The sequence below is a fragment of the Rhizobium sp. GR12 genome (assembly GCF_036596185.1).
GTDB classification, from domain to species: Bacteria; Pseudomonadota; Alphaproteobacteria; order Rhizobiales; family Rhizobiaceae; genus Agrobacterium; species Agrobacterium nepotum.
On record NZ_JASXTH010000001.1, the window covers coordinates 509,803 to 522,272 of the forward strand.

General features: G+C 59.8%; 5 protein-coding genes. 2 read left to right on the forward strand and 3 right to left on the reverse strand.

The annotated features are described in order from the left end of the window. Positions 1 to 12: 12 nt before the first annotated feature. The 3 genes from QSK43_RS02525 to QSK43_RS02535 all read right to left on the reverse strand — a co-directional run bounded on the left by QSK43_RS02525 (position 13) and on the right by QSK43_RS02535 (position 9,016). Entirely contained in the window at positions 13 to 1,779 is a 1,767-nt protein-coding gene (locus tag QSK43_RS02525; protein ID WP_332302181.1) for a sulfite reductase subunit alpha, read from the reverse strand. Beyond that, positions 1,776 to 7,280: a glutamate synthase-related protein gene (locus QSK43_RS02530; protein WP_332302182.1), complete on the reverse strand. Its 5,505-nt coding sequence runs from the start codon at positions 7,278 to 7,280 to the stop codon at positions 1,776 to 1,778. Before QSK43_RS02530 ends, QSK43_RS02525 begins: the two co-directional genes overlap by 4 nt. Positions 7,281 to 7,687: 407 nt before the next feature. Then, positions 7,688 to 9,016: an MFS transporter gene (locus QSK43_RS02535; RefSeq protein ID WP_045018029.1), complete on the reverse strand. Its 1,329-nt coding sequence runs from the start codon at positions 9,014 to 9,016 to the stop codon at positions 7,688 to 7,690. 298 nt (positions 9,017 to 9,314) lie between these two features. On the opposite strand from QSK43_RS02535, the gene cyoA reads away from it, so the two are divergent. Both cyoA and cyoB read left to right on the forward strand, forming a co-directional pair. After that, on the forward strand, positions 9,315 to 10,394 hold the full coding sequence (cyoA, locus tag QSK43_RS02540) for a ubiquinol oxidase subunit II (RefSeq protein WP_045018027.1): 1,080 nt from the start codon (positions 9,315 to 9,317) through the stop codon (positions 10,392 to 10,394). A gap of 72 nt (positions 10,395 to 10,466) precedes the next feature. Further along, the gene (cyoB, locus tag QSK43_RS02545) at positions 10,467 to 12,470 is read left to right on the forward strand and encodes a cytochrome o ubiquinol oxidase subunit I (RefSeq protein ID WP_045018025.1); all 2,004 of its coding nucleotides are present in this window, start codon (positions 10,467 to 10,469) and stop codon (positions 12,468 to 12,470) included.

Here is a 12,470-nt window from a genome sequence, read left to right on the forward strand (position 1 = left end):
TCGGCCGTTGCTCTAATAAACATCGCGCAGATAGCGTTTTTCCCGCTTCAACCGGTTCACATAGTCGCTTGCCGCTTCCGCAGTGATACCGGCCTCATCGACAATGATCCGGTGCAGGGCCTCATCGACATCCTTCGCCATGCGGGTAGCGTCGCCACAGACGTAAAAATGGCCACCCTCTTCAAGCCATTGATAGAGCGCCTTGCCGTTCTGCCGCATGCGGGTCTGGACATAGATCTTCTCCGCCTGGTCCCGTGAAAAAGCGAGATCGAGACGAGTCAACACACCATCGCGGCTCATATCGCCAAGCTCGTTTTTGTAGATGAAATCCGTCTGCCGGTGCTGGTCGCCGAAGAACAGCCAGTTCTTGCCCTTCGCGCCTCTTGCCTGCCGTTCCTGCAAAAACGCCCGGAAGGGCGCGATACCGGTGCCCGGCCCAACCATGATCATTGGGGCGTCATTGTCCTGCGGCACGCGAAACGCCTTGTTGGGCGAGACAAAAATCCCGGCATTCCGACCGGCCTCCACGCGGTCCGCGAGATAGGTGGAGCACACTCCGCCGCGCTCCCGACCTTCGGCGCGATAACGCACGCTGGCGACTGTCAGATGCACGCTGTTTTCCGCAACCAGGGGGCTGGAGGAGATGGAATAGGCCCGGTGCTGCAACGGTTTCAGGAACGTCACGAATTCGGCAAGGTCGAATAGGGGCTTGCCGCCGAGATCGAGCAGGTCAAGAATATCCTTGCCCCAGAGAAAGGCGGCAAGCTGCTCCCTGTCTCCATTCGCAAGGATATGGCTGAGTTCATCATGTCCTGCGCGCCTGCCGATTTCGGTGACCAGTTCACGTGAGGGCGTCGATATCTCGAACATGTTCAGAAGCGCGTCGCCAATCGGCCGGTCGAACCCTGCGACTTCACTATCCGCGCTTGCTCCGAAGCGTTCGAGCAGCGCACCGACCAGTTTCGGATCGTTGAGGGGAACGACACCCAGAGCATCGCCCGCCTCGTAGTCGAGGCCGCTTTCGCCGAGATCGAACTCGTAGTGACGAATTTCCTTGGAAGATGCAGGTCCGGAAAGAAGACGATTGACGCTCACCTGTGCGGCATAGGGGTTCTTGCGGCCCCAGCCCTGCTTTGCCCGCGCCGGCAACTCGGCAGTTGCAGGCGTAGCTACTGCCGCAGTGCCGCCATCGATGGCGAGCGCAAGCGGCAGGGTCTCGCCGATCCATGCGGCGGCCGCATCCTCGAAATCGATATCGCAATCGATACGCGTCTTCATGCGTTTGCCGCCGAGTTGTTCGAACCGCGTATCGATGAGCTTGCCCGCCTGGCAGAAGCCGTCATAGCCGGTATCGCCCAAAGCAAGCACGGCGAAATTCATATCGTCCAGCCTTGGCGCAGTATCAGCGGAAAGCGCTTCCCAGAACAATTCGGCATTATCCGGCATTTCGCCTTCACCATAGGTCGAAGTGACGACGATGACCCGCTTCATGCCGCCGAGACTATCCATCGATACATCGTCCAGCGCCGTCACCACGGGCTGCATGCCCTGTGCACGGGCGGCGTCGGCAATATCCATCGCCAGCGCCTCGGCATTGCCGGTCTGGGTGCCGACGAGGACGTTCAGCACGCTGGCCGCCGCCCTCGGAGCGGCAGCGGCAACCGATGTTTCCATGCCCATGGCGGTGCGGGAGTGAAGTCCGGCCAGAAAGCCGGAAAGCCAGGCGCGCTGGTCGCCATTGAAGGGCGCATCCTGCGGAATGTAAGGTATCTTCATCATGCTGCCCTGTTCTGGCTGGATGCGACGGCAAGGTCTGGAATGGCGCGGGCTGCGAAAAGCTCCTCGAAGCCCGGCAAACGGCCGATCCTCTCGATGTTTTTGCGGTTCTGCTGAATGATCCAGCCATAGGTGCCGGGGCTGTCCACCGACCAGATATTCCTGCGCGCCAGCGCCTGCTTGTAATCCTCGAGACGCTTGGCGGCGATCATCACCGCAAGCTGCTCGTCGCTATGGTTAGAAAGGGCCTCACGCGCATACTTCAGCAGCCGCTGCATCAGCGCATAATCTTCCGTGAGGATGAGGTTGCGCACCGCTTTTTCGATAGCGGGATCGGAAGGACCGGACGCCAGCGGCAACCGTTGCAGGGCAATGGCCTGCGCCATGCTCAACACCGTGTAATTGTTGATGAGCGCATACATGTCCTCCGTGCCCGTCTCACTATGACCCGGCACCGTTCCGTTCAAGACGGCCTTGCGGTCGCGATAGGCAAGCTTGAACTTCCGCACCTGATGGGCGGCAAGCGCGGACGCCAGTTCTTCCAGCAGCTCCTTGCGGGGCTTGGCCTTCAGAATTTCGTCGCTGTCCTGATAGAGCAGCAGGGCGCGTGGCATGCCGTAGACAAAATTGTGCTGTTCGCTCTCCCAGTTCTCCAGAAGCCATGCCGCCTTGGCCGAGCCGGTTTCCGCAGCATGCCAGGTCAGAAGCTGATGAACTGCCTGATTGTGGATCGCGGCCTGTTCGTCCTCGCCGGTGATCGAACCGAGCAGGATCGAATCGTGGCTGACCTTCTTCGGCAGATCGCCATAGGGATCGTATTGATAAACGAAACCGCCGCTCATGCCGTTGCCGAAACCCTTACCGAAACTGCCGAGGTTGAGCACCGCGCCGTTGGTCATGTATTCGCAGGCGAAATCACCCACGCCTTCGACCACGGCAGTCGCGCCGGAGTTACGCACGGCAAAGCGGTCGCCCGCCTGCCCTTCCACGAAGGTGCGGCCACCGGTGGCGCCGAACAGCGCGAAATTGCCGACCAGCACATTGCCGCCGGCCTCGTCCGAGCCGCCGCCCGGAGAGCGCACGACGATGGTGCCGCCGCAGGCGCTTTTGCCGACGCCGTCATTGCAGGTGCCGGTATGCACCATGACCATGCCGTCATTGCAGAAAGCGCCGAAGGACTGACCGGCGGAACCGGATGTGTCGATGCGCACCGAACCCGCCTCCAGAAAACGGCGGCCACGGCTGTCACGCTTCACGGCCGGAAGCGCATCCATCTGCTCGTAGGAAAGCTCGTGGTTCAACATGCGCTCGATATCGACGGCGAGCTGCCCGCCGACGCTCTTGTTGCAATTGTTGAGGAAACGGTTGCCGCCAAGCTCGATGTTCTCCCGCTTGCTGTCTACCAGAGCCGAGCGCACGAGTTCGATGAAGGCGTCGTCCAGCGCGAAATCCTTTTCCATATAGACGGGGCTGTCGATCTTCACCTCCTCGACCACGGTAAGCATCGCCCGGAGGTCAAGCTGGCCGACACTTGCCGGATGATCGAGGAGGTGAAGAAGATCGGAACGGCCCCGTGCCTGCCGCAGTGAGGCAAGCCCGAGCGACGCCAGAATCTCGCGCGTTTCATGGGCGATATTCATGAGGTACTGCGCCAGCGCGCGCGGATCGCCGTTGAAGGCTTCCTGGTTGGTGGTGAGGCCAGCCGGGCATTTGATGTTGCAGTTCTTCGCCATGACGCATTTCAGCATCATCAGCGCTGTGGTGCCGAACTCGAAACTGTCGCCGCCGAGGAGCGCTGATTTCACCACGTCGCTCGCCGTCTGGTGCGCGCCGGAGCAACGCAGCAGCACCTTGGCGCGAAGGCCCGTGGCGCAAAGCGCCTGATGCACCTCGGAAATGCCTATTTCCGCCGCGCGGCCGGTATATTTGAGGCTGGTGACGGCCGCCGCACCCGTGCCGCCGGTATTGCCGGCGACGTTGATGACATCTGCGCCCGCCTTGGCGACGCCGACCGCGATCGTGCCGATGCCTTCGGAAGAGACAAGTTTGACGACGACGCGCACGCGCGCCGCCTTGGCGTCGTGGATGAGCTGGGCGAGATCCTCGATCGAATAGGTATCATGATGCGGCGGCGGCGAGACCAGCTCGACACCCGGCGTGCCGCCGCGTGCGGCGGCGATTTCCACCGTCACCTTGGGAGACGGCAATTGCCCGCCCTCGCCGGGCTTTGCGCCCTGCCCGATCTTGATCTCGATCTCCTCCAGCATCGGATCGGCAAGATAGCCGGCCCAGACGCCGAAACGGCCGGAGGCGAACTGCTTGATGCGCGAGGCGCGAATGGTGCCGTAACGGGAAATATGCTCACCGCCCTCGCCCGAATTCGACATGCCGCCGACCATGTTGGTGCCATGGGCGACAGCTTCATGCGCGGCAGCAACCAGCGCGCCGTGGCTCATTGCGCCGGATGCCAGGGTCTTGGTGATGTCGCTCGCCTTTTGCACGTCGTCGAGCGGAATGCTTTCCGGCGCGGTGCGGATAAGCGACAGATAGGTGAACGCCTCACCCTGCGCCTGAACCACAAGTGCCCCACCTTCCAGCCAATGTCCGAGAATATCCTCGCCGAAGCGGTCGATCATCGATTGGCCGAGTGCGGCAAGGCGAGCAAGTTCGTGACCGTGTGGACCGGTCAATTGCAGCCGGAACGCGCCTTCGCCCGCACTCTCACACGATACCCCCCGTACCATGAAGCTGTTATTGCCACGCCTGGAAAAGCGGCCCATTTCCCGGCGAAACTCGTCCGCCGAACTGGCAAAGGTCACATCAGCCGGCAATTCCAGAACGTCGCGCAGGGCAGCGGGACGGCGCGACCTTTCTTCTGACATCATGCGTGCGAAAGCGCGATAACCGGGTGTTACCTCGAATGCGTCGATTGCGTCAGGCGTCAGCCGGTCGAAGCTGTTGTGATAATAGGCCGCGTCGTTGAGACCGAAAGCATCCTCCAACCGGTTGAGGGGCAAGAGACGCAGCACTTCCTCGTTTTCGGTTCCCTTGTCGAAACCGATCTTTTCCTCGGTCATATCCACGAAACCGCGAACGGCCGTCGTGCCATAGGAATGGCCCGCACCTTCAGCACGCTCCTTGAAGAGGCCAAGCAGCGGAATGTCGTTTTCACCCTTCACCGACAACGCCTTGCGATGCCAGTCGGCCACCGCCTGCGCGATGACGGCGAAGGTGACGCCGCCGACCGGGGTCTTCACATTGGGAAAATAGCGCTTCAGCACCGGATCGTTGGTATCGAGGAAATTCGGCTCGAAGAATTCGCCGCCGATATAACTTTCAGCCGTGCACAACCCGACCTTGCCCATGGTCTTCATCAGCGACTTTTCGGCCGCCTTGGCAAAACGCTTGAACGCCTTGTCGGCATCGGCGCCGAATTTCTCTTCCGCACGGAACTGCACGCCGAGCGGATAGACCGCTGAGGCGCCGAAGCCGAGACCCGCTGCGATATGATGCGAGGAGGAAAATTGGCCGCTTTCCACGATCAGGGAGACACGAAGCCGCAGACCTTCCTCGATCAGCCGCTGGTTGATGGCCGATACGACCATGATCATCGGCAAAGCCGCACGGCTTGCCGAAACGTGCCGGTCGGTGACGACGGCAATGCCACCCTCTTCCGCCGCGAAAGCAACAACCTCATCGCAGAGGCCGTCGATCGCCTGCCGCAAGGCCGCTTCGTTGGCATCCGCTGCATCAAAGATCGGCGTATAAAGCATCTCGAAACGACGAACGGGCGTCTCGGACTGTTCGCGAATGCGCAGCATGTCGAGATGGGTCAGGATCGGGGAGCGCACGACGATCTGGCGGGCCGCCTTTGCACCGCTGTTCGGCTTTGCGCCCAGCGCCACGCGCAGCGTCATGCCATCGGCCTCGCGAATGCTGTCCAGCGGCGGATTGGTGACCTGCGCAAAGCGTTGCGAGAAATATTTGGCAACCCCGCCTTCCTGATCGGAAAGGGCGTTGATGGCATTGCCATAGCCCATCGCCGAGATTTTTTCCGCACCAGAGGCCAGCATCGGGTCCATCAGGAACTTGAAGCTTTCCTGATTGTGGGAATAGGCGACATAACGCTGATGTCGCTCCAGATTGCCATTATACCGCAGCGGCGAGCCATGCCTTTCGGCGGGCACTTCCGGCAGATCCGCAAGCATCACACGCGCTTCGGACAGCAGCGACGGGTAATCCCGCCGCGCCGCGAGCAACTCCAGCGCCTCGACGGTGGAAAAGGCGCGACGCTCAGTATGGTCGTAATAAAGCATGCCGCCGGCTTCGATGCGGCCGCGACGGATGACATTTTCTGCCGGAAAGGCGATCTGCCCCGCCTCGGACATGACGCAGAGATACTCTTCCGTCTCGACGGTGCGCAATGGGCGCAGGCCGAGCCGATCAAGACGTGCGCCGATGATGGTGCCGTCGCCGAAGATCAGCGCGGCCGGGCCGTCGTTCTTCTCTTCGTAGAGCGAGAAATATTCCAGCATCGCCTTGACGCCCGGCGACAGGGTGTCGTCGTTTTCCCATGCCGGCGGCATCATCGAGACCACGGCGGTCACCAGATCGAGACCGTCTTCCATCACCCGCGCCTGCAATGTCTGGTCCAGACGGCAGCTGTCCGACTGGCCCTTCGGCCGGATGATGCTGGCGTTCTTCGCCAGCGCCACAGCCGCTTCCGACAGCCGGTTCTTCTTGTCGGTGTTGAGTTCGCCATTATGCGCCATCAGCCGGAAAGGCTGCGCCATGGAGGGATGCGGATCGGTATTGGTGGAGAACCGCGTGTGGAAATACATCGTATGCACTTCATGGCGCGGATCGATGAGGTCGCAGAAATAGGGCATGACCTCATGGGAGTTCAGACGACCCTTCAGAACCTGCGTGCGCGCACTGAGCGACAGCGGATAAAAACCGGCAAGTTCCGGCGCGGTGTAGGCGAGCGCTTCGATGGCGAGAAGCGCCTTGTGAATGCGCCAGTCGAATTCGGCAAGAGTTGCGCATTCCACCGGTGCCGAAAAGACCCATTGCCGGATCGGCAATTGATAGGAAATGGCGGCAGCGCGGATGGCTGCGTCATTCACCGGCACGTCGCGGACCAGCAGGATTGCGAAGCCCTGTTCTTCCAGAGCGCTGCCGATGATGCCGATCGCCTGATCATGAAAAGCCGGGTTCTGCGGCAGGAAAAAATTGCCGACGCCAAAGCGGCCGGGCTGCAGGGAATCGTTGCCCGTCAGCTTCCGGAAAAAAGAGAGCGACAGGTCGAGGGACACGCCGGCACCGTCGCCCACACCTTCGGCCGACATGCCGCCGCGATGCGGCACGGCACAAAGCGCCTCATGACCGCGCTTCAGCACATCATGGGTTTGCACCCCGTCCTTGCGGGTGATGAAACCGACGCCACAGCTGCTTTTTTCAAAAGCCGCATCGTAAAGGCCGAATTTTTGCTCCGTCACGCTCAAGGTTCTCTCCTCTCGTTGCGCATTTCGCGCGGCATCGCCCTCTTTCCCGAAACCCGGCGCGTCAGCCGGCACTCTGCGGGCGGAGCCGCAGGCGACCTGGCTGCTCCTCTTTATTGTGCTTATCGGCGTTTAATGGCGCGAACGGTCGTTTTGCGGCCGTCAAACGGCGTGGCGGCATTGGCCGCTTTCTCGCAAATAATGATCGTCGTCGTTCGCATCGCGTTCCCTGATGGCCGGCATTTCCGGCAATGAGACACACTGAATTATGTCAGTATTGCTTACATAATATTTCATGAACGACCGAGTCAAGATTAAAATCGGCCCCACGCAATAAAAAAACAAAAACGCCACGAAATCCGACAGGATTCCGCGGCGCAATGGCTGCAGAGATATTTAAATTGCCCTGTTCAGTCCGAAGGCATTTCCAGCGTGCGACTGAACCAGAGCGCGACCAGCGTACACACAGCACCGGACATCAGGTAAATTCCGACCGCGAACAGTCCGAATTTGGACGAAAATCCGAGTACCACGAGCGGCGCGAAACCGGCGCCGATCAGCCAGGAAATATCCGAAGTGATGGATGCGCCGGTATAGCGGTATTCACGGCTGAAGCGGGAAGCAAGCGCACCGCCCGCCTGACCGAAGGAGAGGCCAAGCAACGAGAAGCCGATGAGCACGAAGAGATAGCGGCCAATATCGCCCGAACTCAGGAGAACCGGCGCAACGAGGCTGAAAAGACCGATCATCACCGCCGCGACAGCCAGAAGCTTCCGACGACCGATCTTGTCAGCCAGAATGCCGGACACCACGATCATGCCGCCGGCGATGATGGCGCTGACGAATTGCACGAACAGAAAGTCCGAAACACGCTGGGTGGTATTAAGCGAAACCCAGCTCAGCGGGAAAACCGTGACGAGATGGAAGAGCGCGAAGCTGGCCAGCGGCACGAATGCGCCCGTTACCACCACCGGAAACTGCGAGCGCAGCATCTTGAACATTGGCCGAGGCTCCAGCTCATGCTGCGCCAGCATGGACTGGAATTCCGGTGTGACGATCATGCGCAGGCGGGCAAAGAGCGCCAGAACATTGAGCGCCAATGCAACGAAGAAGGGGAAACGCCAGCCCCAGGCGAGGAATTCCGCGTTGGAAAGCTGCGTTACGAAGACGATGAAGAAGGCGCTGGCGAGACCAAAACCCATGGCCGCACCGATTTGCGGCATCATGGCGTACCAGCCGCGCTGCTTTGGCGGGGCATTCATGGCGAGCAGCGACACGAGACCATCCCAGGCGCCGCCAAGGCCGAGACCCTGGCCAATGCGGAACACCGCCAGAAGACAGGGGGCAAGCATGCCGACTTCCGCATAGGAGGGAAGAAAGCTGATCGCCATCGTGGACCCGCAGAGCGTGAACAGCGCCGCCATCAACTTGACGGCGCGGCCGAACTTGCGGTCGATCTGGAGGAAGATCAGCGAGCCTATCGGCCTTGCGATGAAGGCCAGCGAAAAGACAGCAAAGGAATAAAGCGTGGCCGTCAGCGGGTCCACAAAGGAAAAGAAGACGTGCGGAAAAACGAGCGCGGAGGCGATGGCGTAAATGAAAAAGTCGAAAAACTCCGTCATTCTCGCAAGAATGACCGCAATGGTAATGCGATCGGGATCAACCTTGACCGGATCGGCCCCATGCCCGTTCGCTTCCGGCGCCTGCCCAAAAGATGGGGCAGCATCAGTGTAACTCATAATATCCCTCCTGCATCATGGACGAACCATTCCTGTAACGCGCAGGCTCCTCTTCCGTTGCGTTACTATGCGGCGGATTGTCACACGCACCCTACGTAACGTCAATTGAAGTTTGATAAGAAAGGCTTGCCCCGGAAGCGCGCTATGCGATAATGCAGCCGCTTCGCTTCCAAACGCAGCTCTGCCAGCCCATGGTGCATCGCGAAGGTTTCGCTGCACCGCGACAATATACCTCATTTCAAAAATGATGTTCGGCAATTAATCGCGGCATAATCCAAACTGTACGAGTTCAAAGAACGTGCGCACGATCAAAAAAATTCCATCCGCCCTTCTGGCAATCTCGTCGCTGCTGCTGCTCAGCGGTTGCGACCTCGTTGTCATGAACCCTTCGGGTGACGTTGCCATCCAGCAGCGCGACCTTATCATAACGTCCACGGTTCTGATGCTGCTGATCATCGTCCCGGTCATCGCCCTGACGCTGTTCTTCGCCTGGAAGTATCGCGAATCGGCGAAAGCCGAGGACTACGATCCCGAGTGGCATCACTCCACGCGCCTTGAAATGGTGATCTGGTCGGCCCCGGTCGCCATCATCCTGATGCTCGGCACGGTGACCTGGATCTCCACCCACCGTCTTGACCCCTATCGCCCGCTGGAGCGTATCGACGAGAACCGCCAGGTTACCGCCGATATCAAGCCGCTCACGGTCGAGGTGGTGGCCATGGACTGGAAGTGGCTGTTCTTCTATCCCGAACTCGGCATCGGCAGCGTCAACGAATTTGCCGCTCCGGTCGATGTTCCGATCAACTTCAAGATCACCGGCACGACCGCGATGAACTCCTTCTTTGTTCCCGCACTCGCCGGCCAGATCTATGCCATGGGCGGCATGCAGACCAAGCTGCACGCCGTCATCAACAAGGAAGGCGTTTATGACGGCTTCTCGGCCAACTTCTCCGGCCCCGGTTTCTCGCACATGCGTTTCAAGTTCCATGGCCTCAGCCAGCAGGGCTTCGATCAGTGGGTTGCGAAGATCAAGGATGGCGGCAAGGGCTTCGGCCGTCAGGAATATCTCGACTTCGCCAAGCCTTCGGAGCGTGAGCCGGTGCAATATTTCGCCTCCGTCGATCCGCAGCTTTACGACGCGATCCTCAACCGCTGCGTCGAGCCCAACAAGCTCTGCATGCGCGACATGATGCATATCGACGCCAAGGGCGGCGGCGGCAAGGAAGGCATCGACATCGCCAAAGCGCTGAACTCCGTCGTCTGTACACCGCTTTCACCTTACGGTGTTGCCAGCGGACCCCAATCCACTCCGGCTGCGATCGAAGGACAGACTTTCGAACCTGCGGCGCTGCCGGAGACGAAACAAGTCGCTGGCTGACGATACGTCCCGGCTTTCTGCGGCGCGGCCTGTCCGCGCCGACCCACGTTCTTGAATCGCAAGAGGCTAAAAATGATCGTCAATTCCGATCAAACGTCGTTCCTGTTCGGGAAGCTGACATGGGAGTCCATCCCGCTTCACGAGCCCATTCTTGTCGCCACCTTTGCGGCTGTGGCTCTGGGCGGGATCGCCGTTATCGGCGCCCTCACCTATTTCCGCCTGTGGGGTTATCTGTGGAAGGAATGGTTCACGAGCATCGATCACAAGAAGATCGGTATCATGTACATCATTCTGGCGCTGATCATGCTGCTGCGCGGTTTCGCCGACGCCGTCATGATGCGCGTCCAGCAGGCGATCGCCTCCGGCGGATCGGAAGGTTATCTTCCGCCGCACCATTACGACCAAATTTTCACGGCCCATGGCGTCATCATGATCTTCTTCATGGCCATGCCGATGATCACCGGTCTGATGAACTTCGTCGTACCGCTGCAGATCGGCGCCCGCGACGTTTCGTTCCCCTTCCTCAACAACTTCTCCTTCTGGATGACCACGGCCGGCGCCATCATCACCATGATCTCGCTGTTCATCGGTGAATATGCGCAGACCGGCTGGCTCGCCTATCCGCCGCTTTCCGGCATTGACGGCAGTCCGGGTGTCGGCGTCGATTACTACATCTGGGGTCTGCAGATCGCCGGTGTGGGAACGACGCTTTCGGGCATCAACCTGATCGTGACGATCATCAAGATGCGCGCGCCCGGCATGACCATGATGCGCCTGCCGATCTTCGTCTGGACATCGCTGTGTTCGAACATCCTGATCGTGGCCTCGTTCCCGATCCTGACCGGCACGCTCGCCCTTCTGACCCTTGACCGTTACGTTGGCACCAATTTCTTCACCAACGATCTCGGCGGCAATCCGATGATGTATGTCAACCTCATCTGGATCTGGGGTCATCCCGAAGTTTACATTCTGGTGCTGCCGGCCTTCGGCGTCTTCTCGGAAATCGTCTCGACCTTCTCCAACAAGCGCCTCTTCGGTTATGCCTCGATGGTCTACGCGACAGGCGTGATCACCATCCTTGCCTATATCGTGTGGCTGCATCACTTCTTCACCATGGGTTCCGGCGCAAGCGTCAACGCTTTCTTCGGTATCACCACGATGATCATCTCGATCCCGACGGGTGCGAAGATCTTCAACTGGCTCTTCACCATGTATAAGGGCCGCATCAAGTTCGACGTTCCGATGCTGTGGACGATCGGCTTCATGATCACCTTCGTCATCGGTGGCATGACCGGCGTTCTTCTCGCCGTTCCGCCGGCGGATTTCGTGCTCCACAACTCGCTGTTCCTGATCGCCCACTTCCACAACACCATCATCGGTGGCGTGGTGTTCGGTGTGCTTGCGGGTATCGTCTACTGGTTCCCGAAAGCCTTCGGCTACCGCCTCGACCCGTTCTGGGGCAAGCTGTCCTTCTGGTTCTGGTTCATCGGCTTCTATTTCGCCTTCATGCCGCTCTACATTCTCGGCCTGATGGGCGTGACCCGCCGTATCAGCCAGTTCGAGGACAATTCGCTGCAGATCTGGTTCCTGATCGCAGCCTTCGGCGCCTTCCTGATCGCGCTCGGCATCGCCTCCTTCGTCATCCAGCTCATCGTCAGCTTCCTGAAGCGCGATCAGCTTCGTGACGTGACCGGCGATCCCTACCATGGCCGTACGCTGGAATGGTCCACCTCATCTCCGCCGCCGGCCTACAACTTCGCTTTCACGCCGGTTGTGCATGACGTCGATGCGTGGGCGGATATGAAGAAGCGCGGCTACGTGCGTCCCAAGGAAGGCTTCATCCCGATCCATATGCCGAAGAACACCGGTGCGGGCGTCATCATCAGCGCCATCAGCGTGGTGCTCGGCTTTGCGTTGGTGTGGCACATCTGGTGGCTTGCGGCTCTGTCCATGATCGCCATCATCGCGGTCTCGATCGCCCATACCTTCAACTACAACCGCGATTACTACATTCCGGCTTCCGATGTTTCGACAGTGGAGACGGAACGTACGAAGCTGCTTGCGGAACAGGCGTAA